The organism is Streptococcus sp. k-378, assembly GCF_013277505.1.
GTDB lineage: Bacteria > Bacillota > Bacilli > Lactobacillales > Streptococcaceae > Streptococcus > Streptococcus pseudopneumoniae.
Map to the genome: position 1 here is coordinate 1 of NZ_VMNC01000025.1, position 22,559 is coordinate 22,559.

The window sequence follows — 22,559 nt, forward strand, 5'->3', positions numbered from 1 at the left end:
CGGCTAGCTTCCTAGTTTGTACTTTGATTTTCATTGAGTATAAACAAGTGACGCCATCGTTTTCTTTCCATACTAACCTCCATCAAAAAAGTCCTCACACAAAAAACTTGTGTGAGGACGTCGATGCGCGGTACCACCTCAATTATAGGGAATTTCCCTATCGCTCTGTCTCGCAATAACGAGATGCACTGTAAGGTGTGCTCACCGAATTTTTATGATTTCAAATTCTAAATAGCATTCAGCCCAATTTTCATCATCGCCACTTATCTGTTTTCAGCTACCACAGACTCTCTAAAAAGTTTGTACGATTACTTTTCTGAATGGTTAAATTATATCATTTTTAAACTACTTGTCAATAGTCTATTAGAATTTTTTTGATATTCACTCTTGAAAATTATCAACCTGAATTACGCAATCCTGTCGCAATTCCGTTGATGGTGATATGAATCAATCGTTCTTGATCACTTGACAATTCTCCACGACGTTGGCGTTTAATCAACTCTAACTGAATATAGTTGAGAATATTAAAGTAAGGCATACGGTAATCCAGACTAGCTTTTAGATATGGATTGTCAGCTAAGAGTTCGTCATGTCCTTCAATAGCCAAGATAACGTTCTTAGTAACTTGCCATTCATTTAAAATAGTCTCATAGATGGCCTTAACTTGCTCGTCTTCACAAAGTTTAGCATATTCAAAAGCAATATTCATATTTGATTTTGACAAGACCATATCAACATTTGAAAGAAGCGATTGGAAGAAAGGCCAATTTTGGTACATATCTCGTAAGATAGCAATATTCTCTGGATTTTTATCGATAAATTCCTTGAAGCTTGAACCAACCCCGTACCATCCAGGGAACATAACACGACTCTGTGACCATGAGAATACCCAAGGGATGGCACGCAAACCACCGATTTCAGTAATCGTCTTACGAGCGGCTGGACGAGAACCAATATTAAAACTTGAAATAGCCTTGATTGGACTTGACTCGAAGAAATAATCATAGAAATGCTCATTACCAAAGACCAAATCACGGTAGATATCGTAACTACGATCCACTACTTGATCCATAATGGCTTCATAACGATTTGAGGTATTGGTATCGCTCTTTTTCTGCGTAATCATACGATTAATAGCTGCCGATACTAGCATTTCAAGGTTATAGTAAGCGGCGTCTTTGTTACCGTATTTATTCCCAATTACTTCACCCTGCTCCGTCAAGCGGATACGATCCTTGATAGACTTGAGCGGTTGAGATGTGATGGCTTCATAGGTTGGTCCACCACCACGACCGACAGTACCACCACGACCATGGAAAAAGGTAACCTTAACGCCAAATTCATCTCCAATAGCAGTCAATTGTTGTTGAGCCTTGTAGAGGGTCCAACATGATGACAAGTAACCACCATCTTTATTACTGTCAGAGTAGCCAAGCATGATTTCTTGGTAGTTATTTCGTGAGGCAATCCATTTTTTGGCAAGGCTAAGAGAAAGATATTTTCTCATTGTTTCCTCTGAATGATCCAAGTCTTCAATTGTTTCAAAAAGGGGAACAATCTGAACACGCGCCCTTTCCGTATCCACCAGTCCTACTTCTTTTAATAGAATAGCTAATTCTAGCATATCAGAAAGGCTAGTAGCGTGCGAAATGATGGTCTGGCGGATGACATCATCTCCCAACTTATCTTTCAAAACACGAGCCGTCTTAAAAATAGCTAGTTCTTTTGCTAATAATTCTGATTTTTCTGCGTGAGTCGCAGAAAGAATTCGGGGATCTTCTTCTAACTCTTTCAAGAGAAGGTCACACTTTTCTTCTTCGCTTAACTCGCTATAACGAGAATGAATTCCTGCTGATTTCAAGAGTTCTGCCACACAGGCTTCATAGACGCTAGAGTCTTGTCGCATATCAATTGATGCTAGGTAAAAACCAAATATCTCTACTGCCTGCAATAATTCCACAAAATCACCTGAAATCAAGGACTCACCCTTATTTTCCAGTAGAGAATCTCGAATAGCAATCAAATCCTTGTAAAAATCATTGGCTGTTTCATAACGAGTCCCAACTTCCTTATCCTCAATCAGATAGGTTTTAGTTGCTTGGATTTTTGACTGAATATCAAACAAGGCACGACGGTAAAGCTCTTTTTCACGGTAAATCGAGTTATCCTTGGATTGACGAGCCATTTCTCTGACTTGCTTGCTGACGTTAACAATACTAGTTGAAAGAGAAAATTCACGATAAAGTTGGTAAATCTTTTCATCATAGTAGTTCATGATGACTTCACACTGAGTGAGTGCAGACTGCTTCAAGGTCTCTGCTGTAACAAATGGATTTCCATCACGGTCTCCACCAATCCACATACCCATGGTGATTGGCTTAGCCTGTTTTAAATCCAGACCATGCGCTTGCGCTAAGCGCTTATACTCCGTCGTCAAGTGAGGTACAGCTTTCAAAAAGGAGCTGTTGTAATATTCCATAGCATTCGTGATTTCGTTAGTCACTTTTAATTTTTTCTCACGAATCATGTCTGTCTGCATGATAATTTCGATATAACGGCGCAAATCATTGTGCCATTTTTCTTTATTGATCAACCCCAACTTAACATCACGGTATTTACGCAAAAGACTATGAATATGATTTGTTAAATCCAACATACTTTTGCGTTGCACTTGTGTTGGATGGGCTGTCAAAACAGGGACAACATTCAAGTGTTCTAGGATCTCAACGGCATTTTCCTTTTCTGCTACTAATTTAATCGTTGTAGATAATTTACCTAAGTAGTCCTGATCAATATTATTTTGATGATTGATTTCATAAGCTAAATCCACATCCTCTGAAATATTAATCAAAAGAGGTAAGATTGAAAAATAGCGTGAAATATAGACCATTTCATCATTTGATAAGCTAGTCACTAGACGGTTTAGACCTTGATAATCTTCTTGAGTTGACAATTCTTTCAACTGCATGATTTTTTCAAAGGTCTCTGGGGTAAGCATATTTTTAGTAATATCTTCCAGCAATTCTGTTAGAATCAATACTTCTTCTTGCACAACACTTTTATTACTATAATTTTCTAATTTTTGAAGAGACATAGACTATCCTTTCTTTATTCTACTTCACAGAAGGTTCATTTGTTGATTTTCCAATTCTCGGTACAACTTAGCGCGTTTTTCACTGGCATCAATATTTAAGACAAAGGCCACTGCCACTGATAAGACTAGAAGACTATTTCCACCCTGGGATAAGAAGGGGAAAGTCACTCCTGTAGATGGAATCAAGCCCGAAATCCCTCCGATATTGACAAATACCTGAACCAACATCATCCCTCCGACACCGAGTGCAACCATGGCATTAAAAGGATTCTCCGCTCGGATACCGACCAAGATAATTCGCAGAATCATGAAAAACAAGAGAGCTAAAATAAGACTAGCACCAACAAAGCCAAATTCTTCAATCACGATAGAAAAGACAAAGTCTGTATGAGCTTCTGGTAAATAACCTCGTTTTTCAATCGAGTTTCCAAGACCTAGACCAAACCAACCGCCATTGACCATGGCAAAATAAGAATTAGCTAACTGGTGACCCGCATCAGCACGATCGGCAAAAGGATTAAAAAAGGCACTAAAGCGCTTGGCCACATAGCCAAATACTGGAATTTTTGAAAAGGTCTCAACACCGATTAGGCTGATAGTGGTCAAGACAAAGACAGAAGCGGCAGATACGAGCACCAGAATGGTTGAAAACCAGCGATAAGCGATTCCACTAACTGTATACATAATCAAGGAAACCAAGACTAAAATAGTCGCATTCCCTAAATCAGGGAAAATTCCCAAACTTCCAATCAGAACTAGGAGAACGAATCGCCAATCATTAAAAGCACGGGGAAGCCATTGATTTTGAGTCAAAACTTGAAAATCATAAATAGCTATTTCTTCTTGCTGTTTGGAGAATCGGTGAGCCAAATACCAAATAATAATGATTTTCAAGTACTCAGCTGGCTGAATAGTTACTCCTGCAACCGAAATCCAACCGTATGCCCCGTTTACGGAAATACCAATAAAACGAGCCAAGAACAATAAAACCATTTCTATCAAGATAACTAAAATGATTAGTCGCTCATTTCTCAAAAAATCTAGTCTTAATTTATAAATTAAGGCAATCAGTATTAAACTAACAATCCAAAAGATTCCTTGATTTCGAACCAATTGCAAGGCGCTCTTGCCTTCTTCGATTAAAATAGCACTGGTGGTCGAATAGACCACAATCAAGCCCAAAATAGATAAAAGCAAGTAGGGAATCAAGATGGAATAATTTAATAAGTGCCTCTTACTAATCTTCATAGTATCACCACTCTACTAGGATACAGACAAATCTGTTCCAAATTCCGTTTTATTTTCTAGTTTTGATTGCTATTATACCATTTTTTCAGAAAGAAAAAAACTCTTACCTTACAATCCTTCACAATCCTTCGAATTTTACTATTTTTACAGAATTAAGGCAGAATTTGAAATCGTAAAACTATTTTGAATAAGAGTTGCTTCAACCCATTGGCTCCGACGGATTAAGTTGCTTTCGTGAATGCCAAAATCAGCCGCAATTTGTTCATAAGTGCTCTATTCTCGCATGTATTGAATAGTTAGCATGAGGAGACCAGGAGACCGTCTAGGCTTAATTTGGGTTTTCGTCCACTTTTGCGCGTTTACGTTGATAAGCTGTTTTTAACACAACTAACATCTCTTTAAATGTCGTGCGCTGAACTGAACACCTACAAGGCTCTTAAAACGGCTATCGCTTAATTGTTTACTTGCTTCATCATCCATAGTTTTATTGTATTGTATTTTGTTTCGCAGGAAGTCTATTATCCCTTTAGTTCCAAGGTTTTTACGCTTTTAGCAACAAGCTTACACACTCCACGTGATGCGTCTGTAGAACTCAAAAGGTTCGGGGAACCTTTTGAGGATTAATTGCGTTTATCTAACAAACTCACACATTCAACGTGGCATGACTGATGAAGTCATCATAAGAATTTCACTTGCTGCTCTTTTACGTTGGCAGGCTGAACGGTCAGAAGTATCATTGTATATCATTTGTATCATGGCATATAAAGTATCGCTCTATTTTATTGATGGTTTTAAAATCGCTCTTATCATGGCGAGCCATTCAAATTTGCTCCACAAATGAGGAAAGTACCATTTTAGGCTATTCAGTTGTCAAAGGGCAAATAAAAAATCTCACTCATTTTCAAACTCTATGAAATTGAGGAGATTATTTTCTAAAGCGAATTTTATCAGGAAAATCAGTTAATCCCAATAAATAGTCTGTACTGACGTCATAGAAATCTGAGAGTTTAACCAATACATCAGCCGTCAACGCATGCTCACCCCGTTCAATTTTGGCATAAGCTGAATTTGTAAACGAAAGTATTGTAGCTATTTGCTTTTGGGGCAGATCATGATTCTCCCTCAAATCTCTCAAACGTCTGTACATCTAGCTTTCTCCTAAGAAAAAGTATAGACCATATATTGTAACTATTTAGGATATTGTCCAAATCGGACAACAGGAATTTTACCATCCTTTATATAGACTTTTATTTTTATGTATCAAGTTTTTTAAATCAAAACCACCAGTGTGAACTGGTGGTTTGTTCTGCGGCTATAAGCCGCTTCTACCGGCCAGGGCCAAAGGCCCACCGAAATAGCTTCCTCGCGCACCACTTTCCCGAGCAGGTGCTAAAGCACCTTAGTTACTTCCTCTTATTTATTTCGCCAGTAAACGGATCTACTGACTCGAATAACGTGAGCTGGTCTGCTACTCTGTCTTCTTGTAATTGATTCTGAATATATTCAGCTATCACTTTCTGATTACGGCCTACCGTATCTACATAATAGCCTCTACACCAAAACTTGCGATTGCCATATTTGTATTTTAAATTCGCATGCTTATCAAAAATCATCAAACTGCTCTTGCCCTTTAAATAGCCCATAAAGGACGAAACACTAAGTTTCGGAGGAATACTGATAAGCATGTGAATATGGTCTGAACAAGCATTCGCTTCATGGATTATTACACCCTTACGCTCACATAAGTCACGTATGATTCTTCCGATACTAGCTTTGTATCTGCCATAAATGATTTGACGACGATATTTGGGTGCAAAAACAATATGATATTTACAATTCCATGTGGTATGTGATAAACTTTGATTATCCTCTCTCATGAGGTACCTCCTGTATGATATGTTGTAGTGGCGGAGAAACCACTTCTATCTTATCATTTTAGGAGGTTCTTTTTGTTACCACGCTAAAAGCTCTATGGAACCACTAGCATAGCTAGTGGTTTTCGGGAGACAACAAAAAAGTTGGATGACCCAACTTTTATCTTTCTATCAGTATCAATTTTATCTTTGGTATAATAAAAGATACAGATATAAGGACAAGTAATGATGTTAACAATAAGAAAACTAATTCCAAAGTTGTTGAATTTTTAAAATAAAAGTTTCTCAAAATAGTTAATTGATAAGTTAAGGGATTTAACTGACCAATCCATCTCACAATACTAGGAGCAGAATCTATTAAGTAGAAAACAGGAGCTGTAAAACCAAGCGGTGTTAGTACAAAACGTATTACAATATCACGTCTTCTGTAATCATTGATAAACATTGTAAGTAAAATTGCAAGGGAGTCCCAAAATAATAAAACAACAATAGATAACAAAACTGTATAAAAAAATCTATCCATTGCGATATTTATCTCAAACGCTAACGTAATTATATATATAATAATTTCTTGAACTATCAACCCTAATATAGAATAGATACTCATCCCTAAAATATAATATAAAGGACGAACTCCACTGCATAACTTAAGAGCAAGTAGCCCATATTTTTTATCTATTGTCACCCTATAAATAACTTGAGTCATCTGCCCGATTATCAATAAAGCTATAACACCAATGATTGTATATTCTGCATAAGAGGTTTTTATATCATTAAACTGAATGTTCTTTATCGAAGAATTTAATCCTATTATTATAAAAACAACATATAAGATTGGTTGTAGAAACTGAGAAATAATTAAACCTTTACTTCTAAAAAAAGCAATAATCTCATTTTTAGCAATAATCGCTAGACCTCTTAAACCTAAGTCCGATTTGTGCCTTAATTGATCAGCCTTCATTTTTCTCCTCCTATTCTTTGCAAATAACTTTCTTGTAAGGTTAATTTACTTGTTGAAAAGTTTTTAATTTCACATGCTTTTCCTATCTCATTGATAACATCTAAGATATTTTCTTCTATAGGGACTTCTATTGTAAAACTATCATTATCTTCGATGTGAACTTTAAATCTAAAATTTTCTAAAAATTCAATTTGATATCTAGAAATTCTATTCTGCATTGAAAAATTTAATTTGATAGTTGAATTATCTACAAAGTCACGCATATCACCAAAAAATGATATGGAGCCATTTTGTAAAAAAAGTATTTTTTTACAAAACTTTTCGAGTAGATTTATGTCATGTGAAGATATGATAATAGTTTTTCCTTCCAAACTCTTATCTTTTAAATACATTAAAAATTTTTCGGCAGATTCAGTATCTAAACCAACGGTAGGTTCATCTAAAATATAAAAATCTGGATTATGAGCTATTGCTCTAGCAATCTGGACGCGTTGCAGTTGTCCACCTGACAATGTTTCTACCAAATTATTTTTTTTATCAGCTAACCCAACAATTTCTAAGGCTATTTGACACAACTTCTCAGCATTTTTCCCAAACTTTCCAGCAAGGTTCAGCCCCAATATTACATTGTCCTTCACAGTAGTATAAAAATCAATTACTGTGGTTTGAGGAGTAAAGCCTAAATGAGCAAAAGGTTGAGAACTAACTATCAAATCTTTATCACAATACTCTATTTCTCCTAAATAAATCTCTTGAAAACCTACAATAGAATTAATTAACGTAGATTTACCTGCACCATTTGAACCTAATAAGCCAATGAAATCTCCCTTATTTATTTGTAAAGTTATATCTTTTAAAGCCATTACGTCATCATAACGAACACTTACATTATTCATTTTCAAGAAACAATTCATAACACCCCTACCTTTATTTTAATACCTCTATAAAATCTTTTTTTAATTCAGAAAAAGTATCATATTTATAATTGAACGCTTTTTTATAAATATCATAAAGCCAATCTGATTTATCAAGTGTGTCTAAGCGACGCGAATTAAAATTCATTGCATACTCCATCGCTTCTAAAAAACTCATTTTTGAAAAGACGTTAAAATCATCTAAATTCTGACTCCAATATAATAACAAAACCAATCCCATAATATCCTCTGGTTGATTATTCAATAAATTTAAGTTGGTTTCATAAAACCCTGGAGTTCCAAATAGAGGCAACTTTTTTTCTTCAATTTGAGTTTCTTTCCTTAGGGCATGCTCAAAGTCTATAATATAAATATTATTTCTATTATCAATAAGTATATTATTAAATGATAAATCTCTATAGGAAAGATTATATTTGGAGTTTATTATCTCCATATAATCAATTAATGTTAAAAACCAATCATACGAGCCACTAACCATATTATACTCGCTTAATTTATCTGCAATAATAAACTCAAATTCCACAAAATACGAATTCTTTATGTAAAAATCGTTAAAAACTTTTGGAGTAAATTCCTCCTTTTCCAATTCTACTAATATTTCTCTTTCATTTATTAAACGATTCACAGAATCTCTATTTGTAAAATCAACCAACGATAAATCACTAGCTTCTTTTAATAAAGAATAAACTCGCTTTTGAGTATTAAATACTTTATAAACTCCACCTTTGGCATTTTTAGAAATCACTTCCAAAATAATATATTGATCAGGAATAGTGTTATATCTTGGAATATAGTAATCCCTTATTGGAACATTCACATTTGAAGGGATTTTCTTATCTCTTTTATCCTTGAAAGTGCTATCTTTTACGAACTCCCCATATCTGTAATATACAACCTCGCTAAGTTGAAATCTGAAATCTGATGGTATGTTTACACCCTTTACACCTTTATACAATATTTCTAATTTGTGTAACAAACGTTGAAACTCTTTATTATCTTTTGGATAAATTGTAATGAATTTCCCGACTTGTGAATAACCATTAAGCCCTGTATTTTGCAAAGAAAGTTCTTTAATGCTAACCAAAATTTTGAAATTTATCTTCTTCTCTCTAGAAAATATAAAATCAAAGAATTTTTTAGCAACCAAATTAGCATTTAATATTGAAGCGCTCAGGTGTATTTTAAATCCCTTAGATTGGGTGATATTAGACGGCAAATTATATAACCAATGTTCATCACTAAAATTATCACTAATTTTATATTCTAATAATAAATTATGGTATGCGTCTTCTATTTCAGTTTCATAGTCCAAATAGTTTAAATACTTTTCGTAATTCATATTAAGAAATCTTCTCCATAAATTTTTAGACCATCATTTAAAGCCAAACAATTTAAAGCGTGATAATAAATGTTGATAATCAATGTAACTTTCAGTCCTCTATTTTGTAATTCCTTCACCAATAATTTTATGCTATATCTATTTTCTCGAGGCAATTTATAGGACTTCAAGATAAAACCATAAAAGAGATAAGTATTATAATCTGACAATCCAGTTTCAGAATAATTTTTTAGAAAAATATCTAGTGATTCTGATAATTCATCCGGAATAATTCTTTTAACATCGTATTTATTTTTCATATCGGCCACTCTTCCTTAAAAAGCTCACAATAAAATTTTAAATTTCTATACAACAATCCGAGAGTAGTCTCACAATTTGAACATTTCACATCACTCTTAATATATAAAAAATGAATTAATCAGAAACCTCTGACTAAGATTTCCTAATTAATTCACTTTCTATATCATAGTAAGGAATTCTATTATCCCTAATTGAAAATTGAAATTTTATGTTTTATATATTAACAATTATGCGGATTGTAAATCTTGTCTAACAAAATGGCAAGTGCTACTATGTGCCCCAGAAGGCGATGCAACGCTATTTTGAATTGAAAGAGCATAATCATCCATATCATTTAAGTCACGGATTAGCAATGCTTCCTTCTCTCTTCCGACAATTCCAAATTTTCTAATTACCTTTTCAGGATTATCAAAAAATTCTCCAACAACTTCCATATTTCCTTGAAGTTCATTCAAGAAAGCTTTCATTTGACTACTCATTATATAGCTCCTTTTCTATTACTTTATTTGGAATCAAAACTTACTTGTACATTGGAAACACCTCTATTCTACGCTTTCATATTGCTGCATGACACTTTCAAAATCAAATTGCTAAAAATAATTTTTTAAAGCTTAATTTAGATTTAATTACATATATCTCAAAAAATTGTTTTGAAATTAGTAAATTAAAATAGGTTTCTGTACTTATAGGAACTAGTTATAAAAACTTCGCCCATCATAAAATATCTATTTAAGTAAAACAAAAATTTTATAATTTTTTGATTTTTAAGTGACTATAATCTCCTATCTATAAATACCATTCGCAGGACCTGGATCAATCCCTCTAGCCATCTTATGAACTTGAGTTCCTCCAGCAGTCCCTAATAGGATTAATCCTATGACTAACAAAGCAACAATTTTCCTAAACAAACTTCTCATATACCTCTCCTTTCGTTTTCTTGCATTTATTTTATCACTTCAAAATTAGCTTGTCAAGTATTTTTATAATCTTTTTTTATTTTTTTTATTTAATACTTTTTTGTATTCAAATTAGATTTAAAAAACGATGCTCACTAGAACACCGTATTCCTTATTCTGTTATATCTGCAAAATAATGTTCGACTTTCAAAGCCATTGACATGTTTTCCTCAAGTTTGTAGAGAAAATGAGCAGTCTCAAAATATTCTTTTACTGAACTTTTAGAAGAAAAATTTTCACTTACACTTCCCATCAATAAATACAAATCAGCTAATAGATAAGTTGTCCTGTACTCCTTACATTGCTTTATCGTAGCTGTGATTTTCGTAATAGCTTCTTCAATATTTTTCTGTAACCATAGGTATCGACAAACGTTATAATTGAACTTAATTGATAGTTCTAACTCTTCAATTGTGTTTAAATTAAGCTGATTCACTTGATGCTCTAGCTTGTCTCTAATCTCATTAAAACGTTCTAAATCTTCAATATCATAATAAAAATTGAATAGAGTGTTTGAAACTTGAAGGTAGTTCAAATCAGATACATTTAACTGAGGTAGCATATTCTCTAATCGTGTAATTGCCTCTTCTTTCTGTCCATAAAAATAAAAATCTATAAGAGACTTTATCCATTCCATGTAAAATTTATCTGCTAGAGATAAGCGATGGGCTTTTACATTTTCCAATTCATATATATATTTTAAAGATTCATAATTACGATTTGTGATAAATGTCTGTGCTAACTTCTTAAACTCTGATAACTCATTGACTTCCTCTACAACCTGCTCATCAAAAAAGTAGTCCATACTAACTTTTAATTTCTTAGCAAGGGCATGTAAAAAATCCGCTCCAGGGGTGAACTCTCCACTCTCTAATCGACTAATTTGCCCCTGTTTACAGATACCCTCAGCTAATTCTCGCTGAGACATTTTTAATTCTTTTCGTCTATTTTTTAATCTTGTTGCTAATAGTGTACCCACGTTTGCATCTTCCTTTTCTATTTGATTTCAATGTTAATTGTAACATGATTAAATCTAAATTTCAAATATATTTTACAAAAGATACACATTGTATATAATTATTGGCTAGATTCCTATTTTTGAAAATCTATCCCATCTCCTTTTGAAAGTCCTGTATTTAAGCGATTTATAAATTTATCTAGCCTGACTACCATCTTTTCATACCTGCCCCTTTCCAATTCCAGTTGATTCCCCAGGCTCTTCAATTTTTTCTCAACAATATTAGCACTGATATTCTCAGTTATATTCAGTTTTGAAAGATTTAATTTCATTTCTTGCTTACTTTCAACTGAAGCCAGTAGATATTCTGCTACTTGATTCAAGGTTGACATTCGTTCTTGCAACTCATTGATTCTCAATTCAGACGCTGCTAGTTCATGCACTAACTCATCTTTAATCGTGACATAAGATTGATTTTCTACTTCCAGTTCAATCAAAGCATCCACTTCCGCAATCTTCTCTTTAATCATATCGACTGTCGCTTTTCTGCGTAATGGAATGGTTTGATTTTCATAGCTGAACTGTCTAATTAAGGTTCGACCTTTCATATAACAATTTTTCTCGGCAGCGTCTTTGTGGTAGACATAGTAGGAGCTGGTTTCCCTGATGAAAACCTTCACCTTATCCTCTTCCATATCAAGCTGCATGTTCGGCACAAAGATAAGTCCCTCCTGACGAATACCAAACTTGACCTTGACGTAAATTCCATCATCCACTACTTTTTCAATTTGATTGAGTGACAACTCCACCTCAAATTCATGAACGGCATCTCTGTTACTCTTGAACTCTTGATAGGACTCCCAGAACTTCTCATCGCTTGGAAGTTCTTTTTCTTTGGATAACTTTTCTTCTTGATAAAGTTGAACGAAATCCTCAGTTTCTGGAGCTTGCCAATCTTTTCTATTTTTAAAATAATCTTGGAAAAACTCTACATCATAAAGATTTTTCTGGTCTAGCTCTGTCTCCTTTACCTCCACTCCTGCAAATTGAAAAGAAACATGCTTTTGTTTAGGATTGATAGTTAGTCCAAAAAGTTTTGCTTTCTGAAGTAAATCATCCATATTCTCAACTTTCAGCAATAAAAATTCCATGAGACTTTCTATTTCTCTTTTGGCAAAGTAGTTCTTAAAAAATTCTTCTGTGTAAGGCTGCTTGAGATTGAGTTGCTTGCCACGCACCACCTGTTTCATAGTTGAGTCCGTAATAAAAAAGGTGGCATGCTTGTGACGGAAATCCATCTCCACATGTAGTAGCGGAGCATTCTTTTTGAAATCCTCAAAGTCCCTAGAATGTTCCATCAAAAAATAGAGTCGCTGCTTGAGTTCATACTTGTGATTAGTCTTACGATAGACTTCATACCGCTGGTGAGAATAGCGGTTCTCAATGATTTTAGCACCTGCGATTTTAGAAAAACGGTCAGAAATCATGCGAAGATTTCGCTCCACCTTGTAGTCCCACTTGAGCTTTTTGTCAGAATTGCTATCTACTGAATTGATAATGATGTGATTGTGCAGGTGGTCTTTATCAACATGGGTCGCAACGATAAAACGAAATTTGCCACCAGTTAATTCCTTCACAGTCTCATAACCTATCCGATTGATTTGTTCAGGAGTGAGATGATCCTCTGGCGAGAAAGACTGAATGATGTGGTGAGCGTGTATTTTTCGTTGATTTTCTTCCATCCTGTCGTGGCGAAAATCGTAAAGCGTATTGTTGATGATGAAATTTTCATGATACATCTGCACCATTTCCTCATAGCTAGGAAAGTCCAGAAAATTCTTCATGCCATAGTCCGACACCAAGGCAAGATTATTGGTTTTCTCAGGATTGAGAATGTACTTGATAAGCTTTCTGCGGTAACTCTTTCCGTGAATGGCAAAGTGTTTAGTGATGACCATGGAACTCCTTTAGCTTCTGCGCTTGCAGATTAAATTCCTTATCAACTTCTTTTATCAATTCACCAATTCCTTTTTTCAACTCCTGCAATTCTTCACCAGAAATTAACTGAGATTGATTAACACTTCGAGCAATCTGGTTGATATTATTGCCAATCCTCTTTAACTCAAACACTAAATCTTGGTAACCGTTTGTGTCAATCGTGATAAAATTCATACCAGGATCGAGTAGAGTTCGTCTCGCATATTCAGAAAAGGATTTACAACCACTTTGATCGATATTTATATTTAGTTGGTTCAACTCACTATCAGACAAAAACACTTTCTTGAGATTGGTTCGGTAACGATGTTCCATGTGCTTACCTCATGTACTTCTCACGAAATTCTTTACTGAGGGGTATGGTGTTTGCAACCTCTTGAATCAATTCCTGCACGCACGTTAAGAGAATAGATACATGCTCTTGGGTGACTTGACGTTCTGACTGTGCCAAGATTAAAACTTCATGAACGTCACGACTGATTTGTTCTAGTTTTTGGGATTGCCAGAGGGCAAACCATGTCTCCATCTGTTTTTGTAAATCAGAGGAAAGTAAACTTTTACGAAGAAAATCAGAGAAATTAGTCTCTCCCCGCTCTCTCATCAAAGCTAGAATTTGCTTTTCTTCTGCTTCTGTTAAACGAAATTGTTTCCGAATATCACGCACATCTCGTTTCATACTGCTACTTCCTTTCCAAAATACTTGTACTGACAATGTGAGCTACCATACAATGTCAGTACACTTTTCCAACAACTGATTTTCATTCTTGTAAGGCTTTGCGAGCTCAGATATTGTGTCCACAATATCCCAAAAATCATATCGCCAGCCTATCAAAACTTTCTAGTTTTGACAGCCAACGATAAGATAACTTGGTGACTTCGCCCCCAAACCCCCAGGTAAAATTCTTAGTTGGATTTTTAAAAGTTGAGAAAAGTATAGCAGAAGAAATTTGGGGAAGTTATCACAAATCAAGTAAGGACTAATCTCTAACACCACTGCATGTACCGTCCTATATTTATGATCAGCTCCCATCGTTTACATTTTCAGGTCACTGTCTTTTCATACCAGGAATTAGAATTGACAAATTTAATTAGAGAGGTATTCATTTAATTGTTCACTTCTTCGCTCCATTTCCATTACAGAAATTTCTTCAATACTATGTGTTCAGCTGACTCCCATGATTCGTTGTACTACGTCCTAAACGCTAACGGAATAAGCCGTACATCTTTCCTAGTTTACTCTCGTAATTTACGTATATAGGTTACGACACCTATTTGGATTTTAGAGTTCCTCATCCGCTATATATGGCTTCAAGTCACGATTCTGTTTGTAGAACCTTGATTTCGCTAATTCCTTCCTATCCCCCCTACCTCACGATATTCAGGCTTAGGAGTCGCTATTGGTTTCATCTGCAGCAAATATCCACAGAGGACTTGGACCTCAGATGTACACTATGCCTGTCGAACAAAGAAAAAAGTAGGCTAAATTTCTAACCTACTTTTTCTGACTCTACTCTGATAAAGCCGTCTCATATATAGACATTTTATGCTTGAAGGAATCTTTTCCTCCCTCTAATTGATTGATGATATGATTTTTTATATATTTTTCACTAACATATCCCTGTGATTCAATCCATCCGTTAACTCCATCTGACTCCATAATAACAACTTGATCTGTCATAGAATTTGTTACAATTGTAGCATTATGTGTTGCTAAAATAATTTGACGTTGAGCTTTCACATCTCTAAACTGCTGAACTAAATGCCTGTAAATATAACGATTGTCTAGATTGTCTTCAGGCTGATCAATAATCAATGGTCTGAAGTCTTTAGAATAATCACTATATGCTAATAAAAAATCAAGCATGGCTACAACTTTTTGGCCCAAACTTAATACACCAACTTCTTTATAGAGAATATCAAGTTGTTGCGAAGATTCTTTCGAGTTAATATTAAACTCCAAAAATCGTGTATTTTCTTTAGAAAAAATTTTTCGTTTATATGCACCTAATAAGTGAGAACCTTTTTTCAAAATGTCATAACTATTGAAATGAGCAATATAGTTAACTATTTTTTGATTATTGAAATCCTTCATTATAGTCAGTGAATGTTGATAACTTCCATCTTTCTCACTTATAATATTTTCACTTAACCATTGATTAACCCATGATTCTTGTTCATAATCATATATACATACAATATGCAATTTATCTGCTGCACTAATTTCTACTCCATGTAAAATATGAGGATGTATATCATAAATCGGATAATTTTTCATTATGATTGAGACTGCCATTTGTAACTTTTTAATACCTTTGGTAGTATTATGATCAGTTACTACAACTATTTCTATTCCATTTTTTATGATTGCCTCTGCTAACATAAGAAAACTAATATATTCTTTTGAACTAGAAAAAACAACCTTATCAAAATTACTAAAAAAAATTGTCTTATCAACTTTTATTTTCTTATTTTCAAAAAATATATCATATAGTTCATCTTCAGTAATTTTTCTATATTTCGTTGCAGTCCAATTAGAAAATAGCTTGTAATCATAAGAAACAGGTGTATGCAAATGAATTAAAGTCTTGTGAAAGCTACCGAATTTCTCTTTGGAATTTGTTAGTTCTTGATAAACAGACTTTATCTTGTTATTAAACCCTCTCATTTCTATTCTCCTAAAAATATCAATTGTTTATTTTTCAAGTAATTCATTAAGTCTCTTTTCCCCCACCTGCAACATCTCCTTCTCTACCTGACTCCACTCCCCAAAGAGTAACTCTTGAAGAACATCTGCTGCTGAAGTTGTATTTTCTTTTGAATCATATACACAACTTCTATCTCGTTGGTAAATTTGAATTCTTTCAAAGATAGCTAGTTCTTCTAATTGCCGTGTATTATCAACTAGATGATTTACAATGAAATCATGATGTTCTTTTGGAGTTGCGCGTGCTTGATTTGGATTGATAATGTACAGTTCTTCATAACGGATAAGAGTACTTAGATAGGACAGCTCAGGCTTTGTCGCAATCAAGGCTAATTGTACTTTATATCCTTTGTTTTTCAATAGTTGTGCTGTTTTCTTTGGAACATCAATTGTTCGTAAAGTTCCCTCTATCAAAAGATTGTATCCCAAATGACTTAATTCGGCTACTAAAGACTCTACCATTTTCCCTGCAAAATCCTTGGTGTATTCTACACTATCTTTGCCATATTCTTGCTGCAGTTCTAAATAGCGTGGATGCTGAGAACGAAAACTATCGCCATCTATGATAACAATATTTCTTTGAAATTCTTTCTGTTTAATACGATGAATTGTAGTCTTACCAGCACCACTTTGCCCTCCAAGTAAAATCGCTATAGGTTTCTTACTGGACTTTTTTCCTCTTGTCAGAGAACGAAGATTCCGTGCTAAAGCATGTTTGAATTCGCTATCAGTATAATCTTGAATTTCCATTAAGCTACCATCCGTTTTTCAGATATCTCTAACATACGTTCAATTCCATCCAAATAGCCGCTATATCTCTCTATTTCATCAAAATTTTCTACTAAATAGATATTTGTATGAATCAAGTCAGATAGATCATCACTCATTAAAATCCAAGGATTAGATTCATCATCAATGCTAATTCTCTGACTATCTTGATAACGATAGAGTCTGGCTAGTAAATTAGCACCTCTTTCTTTCACAATTTCAATTTTCAAAGTCAATTCATAATCTTCAACAGGATTGAGCATTTTATCTTCTCCTACAATATCGACATAAGATACATTAAACTTCTGACAAATGATGTCAATTAATTCCGTAGAGACTGAACTAGTTCCATTTTCATAACGACTCAAGCTATTTCGAGAAATTCCTATAATTCGTGCAAATTCGGGTTGTGTTAAGTCATGTGTTTTACGTAAGGATTTTATGTTCTTTCCAATCATAGCAAACTCCTTTATTTTTATAAATCCATTATAGCATAAAAAAGCATAACGCACCAAAAATGGTGCGTTATTTCTTGTTTGTCTATCCTAAACTTTACTTCTATAAAAGTCACCTAAAGAGCCATAAATATTTATTCTTGTATTAATTTTTTCGATGCGCAAACGATATCTACAAATACATCTATAACGATTCACCTTTTAGGATTTTTATTGTCAAAATTGTCTTTATCTACAAAGACAAAATGCTTATAAAATAGCTTGAAATCAAGGATTATCACCTTTTTCGTTGTAGCAACACTCCACATGTGATTATTAGGCTATTAGCAAAGCGTATCCAATACCTCAATAAAGTGTTGTTTTTACTGATATTTTAACTATATTGTATAGTCTACTATTTAAATCTCAATTAGGATATTTTATAGAATACCCAAAATTCAACAATAACTAAAAGTAAGATTCCATTGTATTTCCTTGTTGGTCTTTCATATCACGAATTTTATTTTTCAGAATATTAAAGTTACAAATTTCATCTCTAATATCGTTATCCGCTCTGTAGCCATTAATCATCTCAGTCAGAGTTTTCCCTTTACTACCATTCTTTATAGTAGTATTTACTCTTTTTATACTGCTTTCAAAAGGCTCATATGTTTTATACTTAATTACTTCGTCTTTAAAATTAAATAAAGGTGTATCCGGCTTAGCATTCCATAAAATAATCAACCACATTATAGCATTATAAAGCTGCTTTGCAGTTTCATTCCACTTTTCAGGTTGTAAATTTCCACTCCCTGTATTGTCATATTCTTGTCTATTATTTACATGAGAATCACCTACAAGCGGATTAAAAAGAGGTAGCCCTTTGTAATTAATTAGTTCTAAAAAATCCCTTGCCGCACCCATGCAACACTGAATAACTTCCTTCTTGCCATCAATTTTACTCTCAGCGATAAATACATAATATTCATCTTCAATAGTTGCTCCTGCATCACTATGTTTTTGTTGATTTGCTAACAGCTTAATATGTGCTTTAGGCTAAACTTCAAAATCTCTAACAATTCTTTGTCTTGTTTCATGTCCTCTACAATTCATTTAAGTTCTCCTTTACAAGTTTAGTAACTAGCCTTATTATACTATATAAGATATGAAATGTACCATAATCTTCATCAACTAGTTTTTAGAAAATCACAAATCCATCTGGAGAGATGACAAGCTGATTCTCCAATTCTTGGCAATTGCTTGCTAGTGCTACTGCTTCTTTCTCTAAAAGATAATCTTCTGTTGATTGGTTGAATATTGCTTTGAGGATCCGTCCTTCGTATTTCCATTCCAGAGCTACTAGATCAGATTTGATTTCTTGAAGGCTATACTTGCCATGCGAAATGATTACTGACGCGTATTTCCGAATCTTAATTAGCCTCTTCATAAAGTTCAGCATATCATTGTCACTTGATACACGTTCCCAAGGCATACAACGACGGCAATCTGGATCTGGTCCTCCAGTCAAGGCTAGCTCGGTTCCGTAATAAATGCACGGTGTTCCTTTTTGTAAAAAGAGAAAGGCTAAGGCTGATTTAACCAGTTGAACATCTTCATTGGCCGTCCACAGGATTCGCTCTGTATCATGTGAATCCAAGAGATTAAACATGACCTCTGAAATCTGCTGCTTGTAATACATAGACTCTCCATTGATTTCATCGATGAACTGGTCTGTCTTCTTAATTCCTCGTAAGAAATAGTCCTTGATACTATCAGATAAAGGATAATTCATGACGGCATGGAACTCATCTCCATTTAGCCAAGGCTGAGATGTATGCCAGACTTCTCCTAGGATATAAAGATCAGGATTTTTAGCTAAAACTGCCTTACGAAAATCCTTCCAGAACTGATGGTCAATCTCATTAGCCACATCCAAACGCCAAGCATCGATATTAAACTCTTCAATCCAATAAGTCGCAACCTTTAAAAGATAATTCTTGACCTCTGGATTGGCTGTATTTAGCTTAGGCATATAGTCCTCGAAACCAAAAACATGATAGGGTAAGTCTCTCTTATTAACTAGCTTTTCAGTTGTCACTGGGAATTGTTGAATATGGAACCAATCCTTATAAGCAGACTGTTCACCATTTTTGACGACATTTTTCCATTGAAGAGATTGCGAACCAATATGATTAAATACCGCATCCAGCATGACTTTCATGCCACGATGATGCGCTTGATCCACCAGTTCCCGAAAGGTCTCCTTGTCTCCAAAATGATGGTCAATTTCAAAGTAATCTGTCGTATTGTACTTGTGATTGCTTGTAGATTCAAAGATGGGACAAAGATATAGTCCAGTAATACCCAAGTCTTGCAAGTAATCCATATGATCAATAATCCCCTGTAAATCACCACCAAAGAAATCATCGCTCTTAGGTGTGACAGATGAATCCCAGTCTAAAGTCCCTTCTGGGTTTAATAGAGCATTGCCATTGGCAAATCTTTCAGGAAATATCTGATACCATACCGTATTTGAAACCCAGTCAGGAACCTTGCAGGCATCAATCTCATGAAGATAAGGCAACTTAAATCCATTCCCAATTGCATGAAGATTTTCTAGAGAATTTTCCACACACCCTTTATCGCCATACAAAATATTTTGACCTTCTGTATCTCTGAGCTCAAAGAGATACTGGATACGTGCAAAGTCAACTGACACTTCAACCTGCCAATGGTCAAATAAGGTACCAGAAGTTATCTTGACCATTTCTTTTGTATCCTGATAAAACTCCTCCATAAAGATAAAAGGGTCCCCATAGTGCAAGTTGATGCTTTCAATGTCCCCTTTCTTAGTTCGAATTCGAATATGGAGTTTCTTATCCTTATAAAGATAGGCATACTCCGACTCAGGCCTATGGTAAATAGCACTCAATTCCATCAATTTGTCTCCTAAAGTATTCATTCAAATTTTACGCAAACGTTTTCAAACTCAATGAATCCAGTATACTATTTTTGTAAACTATTTGCAAGGAATGTCCGTTGTTAAAGGAACTATCTTTTAAAGTATACAAAAAGCCTTAAAAAAGGCTTTCTCTATATACTAATCCTCTTTCGGTTTTGAAAATACTTCTACTCGCTGAGCTAGGACTTTGATTTCTACAGGTAGGTTATCTGATTTATCTCCGTCAACATCTGACTCCAATTCACTATCTGAAGAGATTTTAATATTACGCGCTTTGATATACTCGATATTATCATTTGCGACAACATCCCCTTTTAATAAATCAGGAATGACGGATAATTTGGAGAATATAGAGGCATCTTTCAGAATCAAAATGTTGGCATAGCCGTCCTTGTTTTCTTCAAAGATTTTCTTATCAGCGAAGTAATTTGTCAAAAGGACCAAAACATGGCTAGCTTCACCAACATAATTTCCATTTTCTGTCTCAACCTTAATGTTAAAGACCTGATCTGTCATGACAGACTTCATGGTATTTACAGCATAGGTTAAAATACCGAATTTTGTTTTGTCCTCTATTTCAACATTGTGAATCGCCTCAGGCAGAGAACCGATACTAAAGATATAACCAAAATAGTTGTCATTTGCTTTACCGATATCAATCTTATTGGTTAAATCAAAATCCAGTTCGTCAATTGCGCCATCGATGTCTTGATTGATTTCCAAAAGTTTTGTAATGAGGTTACCCGTACCGCCTGGGATAATCCCTAACTTAGGAATGTAGTCTCTCTCATCAATACCTGAAATGACTTCATTGACAGTTCCATCTCCACCAAACACAACCACTGCATCATACTGCTCACGAGAAGCTTCTTCAGCAAAATGTGTTGCATCCAGCGCTTTTTCGGTAATTTTGGTTTCAACATATTCAAAGTATTCTTTTGCTTTATTCTCCAGCTTTTCTTTGTAATCCAAAGCCTTCTCGCCACAGAAGTAGGGTTGATAATTACCATTGCTTTTTTCATTGATTTTATCCTTAATTTTAAACAGAAATGTTTACATTTCGTCGTATGCAAGTAAATGTAATCCTATTATACAATGAAAATACAGAAAAGAGAAATCTGACGTACTGGAGATTAATACGCTTTTATTCTATTTTCCCATCGCCTAACTACATCCTTTAAGGGTTCATCCAAGTAAGAATAGGCCTTATCCTTGATCCAATCAGGAATACCGTAAGCTGCCTCTGCTATGCTACAAGTGATTGCTGCGAGAGTATCACTGTCGCCACCAAGTGAGATGGCATTTCTTATCGCATCTTCGAAGTCTCTACTTTCAAGAAAGGCGATAATGGCTTGAGGGACAGTTTCCTGACATGTTTCGTTAAAACGATAGTTAGGACGGATTTCATCTAAAGTTTGAGATAGATTGTAATCGTATTCTTTTTCTATATAATCCTTAATTCGTCTTTTACACTCTGTAGGATTGTCGTTAATTGATTGCTCGTACTCTCTACAATAACCACCAAAGTAAAAACGACATAGAAAGATAGCATCAGCTGTAGCCATAGCGCCTTTGACACCTTCTGGATGATTATGAGTTACCTCTGCAGAAAGACTCGTAAGTCCTCTAGATGATGGCCATATACCAGTTTTCGCATAAAAACCACAATCCATGATCCAAGCACATGGAGAAATACGCATAGCTGATTCATTCCCAAAGCTATTATAAGGCTCACGGTTATCGCTGTTTAGCCATGCATTAAACCGAGCACCGTAATCAGCATTCGGATACATTCTGCCATATTTCTTCATCGCGTCAATGAAGTCGTCTTTTTGTCCACCATTCATAATTGCTTCTGCAACAGCACAGGTCATAACCGTGTCATCTGTAAAAAAGCAGTCCTTCCGAAATAAAGGAAAGTCCTTTGTTTTGATATTGTTCCATTCGTAAACAGAACCGACAATATCTCCAGTAATTGCTCCAAGCATCAGATTCCTCCTTGTTCATTTTGATGCTTTTTATATTGGTTAT

The 22,559-nt window shown here is 34.6% G+C and carries 19 protein-coding genes, 2 pseudogenes and 1 other annotated feature; all 21 genes and pseudogenes read right to left on the bottom strand.

Annotation, left to right across the window (positions count from 1 at the left end; translation table 11 throughout):
* Positions 1-110: 110 nt before the first annotated feature.
* Positions 111-328, bottom strand: a binding site (T-box leader).
* A gap of 69 nt (positions 329-397) precedes the next feature.
* Complete coding sequence (gene ppc, locus HT719_RS03020) at positions 398-3,094, bottom strand: phosphoenolpyruvate carboxylase (RefSeq protein WP_172928192.1); 2,697 nt, start codon at positions 3,092-3,094, stop codon at positions 398-400.
* A gap of 24 nt (positions 3,095-3,118) precedes the next feature.
* Positions 3,119-4,342 carry an FtsW/RodA/SpoVE family cell cycle protein gene (locus HT719_RS03025; protein WP_172928194.1) on the bottom strand — a complete coding sequence of 408 codons (1,224 nt, stop codon included), beginning with the start codon at positions 4,340-4,342 and terminating at the stop codon, positions 3,119-3,121.
* Positions 4,343-4,495: 153 nt separating this feature from the next.
* A pseudogene (locus HT719_RS03030) lies at positions 4,496-4,822 on the bottom strand (transposase family protein); the annotation flags it as partial.
* Positions 4,823-5,267: 445 nt separating this feature from the next.
* On the bottom strand, positions 5,268-5,489 hold the full coding sequence (locus HT719_RS03035) for a helix-turn-helix transcriptional regulator (protein ID WP_050262049.1): 222 nt from the start codon (positions 5,487-5,489) through the stop codon (positions 5,268-5,270).
* Between the two features lie 256 nt (positions 5,490-5,745).
* Positions 5,746-6,219 carry an IS200/IS605-like element ISSpn6 family transposase gene (gene tnpA / locus HT719_RS03040; RefSeq protein WP_001206386.1) on the bottom strand — a complete coding sequence of 158 codons (474 nt, stop codon included), beginning with the start codon at positions 6,217-6,219 and terminating at the stop codon, positions 5,746-5,748.
* A 157-nt stretch (positions 6,220-6,376) separates the two neighbouring features.
* Entirely contained in the window at positions 6,377-7,177 is an 801-nt protein-coding gene (locus tag HT719_RS03045; protein ID WP_000642567.1) for an ABC transporter permease, read from the bottom strand.
* Entirely contained in the window at positions 7,174-8,040 is an 867-nt protein-coding gene (locus tag HT719_RS03050) for an ABC transporter ATP-binding protein (protein WP_240156546.1), read from the bottom strand. The genes HT719_RS03045 and HT719_RS03050 overlap by 4 nt, the downstream gene beginning before the upstream one ends.
* A gap of 64 nt (positions 8,041-8,104) precedes the next feature.
* The gene (locus HT719_RS03055; protein WP_001105427.1) at positions 8,105-9,451 is read right to left on the bottom strand and encodes a protein kinase; all 1,347 of its coding nucleotides are present in this window, start codon (positions 9,449-9,451) and stop codon (positions 8,105-8,107) included.
* The gene (locus HT719_RS03060) at positions 9,448-9,750 is read right to left on the bottom strand and encodes a hypothetical protein (RefSeq protein WP_000792536.1); all 303 of its coding nucleotides are present in this window, start codon (positions 9,748-9,750) and stop codon (positions 9,448-9,450) included. The genes HT719_RS03055 and HT719_RS03060 overlap by 4 nt, the downstream gene beginning before the upstream one ends.
* A 228-nt stretch (positions 9,751-9,978) precedes the next feature.
* The gene (locus HT719_RS03065) at positions 9,979-10,230 is read right to left on the bottom strand and encodes a hypothetical protein (RefSeq protein ID WP_000098314.1); all 252 of its coding nucleotides are present in this window, start codon (positions 10,228-10,230) and stop codon (positions 9,979-9,981) included.
* Positions 10,231-10,819: 589 nt separating this feature from the next.
* Positions 10,820-11,686, bottom strand: a complete 867-nt coding sequence (locus HT719_RS03070; RefSeq protein ID WP_000537005.1) for a helix-turn-helix transcriptional regulator — start codon at positions 11,684-11,686, stop codon at positions 10,820-10,822.
* Between the two features lie 113 nt (positions 11,687-11,799).
* Positions 11,800-13,623 carry an SAG1250 family conjugative relaxase gene (locus HT719_RS03075; protein WP_172928197.1) on the bottom strand — a complete coding sequence of 608 codons (1,824 nt, stop codon included), beginning with the start codon at positions 13,621-13,623 and terminating at the stop codon, positions 11,800-11,802.
* Positions 13,610-13,975, bottom strand: a complete 366-nt coding sequence (locus tag HT719_RS03080; RefSeq protein WP_000401239.1) for a MobC family plasmid mobilization relaxosome protein — start codon at positions 13,973-13,975, stop codon at positions 13,610-13,612. The genes HT719_RS03075 and HT719_RS03080 overlap by 14 nt, the downstream gene beginning before the upstream one ends.
* Before the next feature lie 4 nt (positions 13,976-13,979).
* A complete protein-coding gene (locus HT719_RS03085) occupies positions 13,980-14,336 on the bottom strand; it encodes an SAG1252 family conjugative relaxosome accessory protein (RefSeq protein ID WP_000817623.1) in 357 nt (118 codons plus the stop codon).
* Positions 14,337-15,167: 831 nt separating this feature from the next.
* A complete protein-coding gene (locus HT719_RS03090; protein ID WP_001213951.1) occupies positions 15,168-16,325 on the bottom strand; it encodes a hypothetical protein in 1,158 nt (385 codons plus the stop codon).
* A gap of 27 nt (positions 16,326-16,352) precedes the next feature.
* Positions 16,353-17,114, bottom strand: a complete 762-nt coding sequence (pezT, locus tag HT719_RS03095; RefSeq protein ID WP_172928199.1) for a type II toxin-antitoxin system toxin PezT — start codon at positions 17,112-17,114, stop codon at positions 16,353-16,355.
* Positions 17,114-17,590, bottom strand: a complete 477-nt coding sequence (gene pezA, locus HT719_RS03100) for a type II toxin-antitoxin system antitoxin PezA (RefSeq protein ID WP_172928201.1) — start codon at positions 17,588-17,590, stop codon at positions 17,114-17,116. The genes pezT and pezA overlap by 1 nt, the downstream gene beginning before the upstream one ends.
* 444 nt (positions 17,591-18,034) lie before the next feature.
* Positions 18,035-18,490, bottom strand: coding sequence for a hypothetical protein (locus HT719_RS03105; RefSeq protein ID WP_016397781.1), 456 nt, complete (start codon positions 18,488-18,490; stop codon positions 18,035-18,037).
* A gap of 274 nt (positions 18,491-18,764) precedes the next feature.
* Complete coding sequence (locus HT719_RS03110; RefSeq protein ID WP_061816335.1) at positions 18,765-20,504, bottom strand: glycoside hydrolase family 13 protein; 1,740 nt, start codon at positions 20,502-20,504, stop codon at positions 18,765-18,767.
* Between the two features lie 162 nt (positions 20,505-20,666).
* Positions 20,667-21,550, bottom strand: a pseudogene (locus HT719_RS03115) (diacylglycerol kinase family protein).
* Between the two features lie 111 nt (positions 21,551-21,661).
* Entirely contained in the window at positions 21,662-22,516 is an 855-nt protein-coding gene (locus tag HT719_RS03120) for an ADP-ribosylglycohydrolase family protein (protein ID WP_172928202.1), read from the bottom strand.
* Positions 22,517-22,559: the final 43 nt, after the last annotated feature.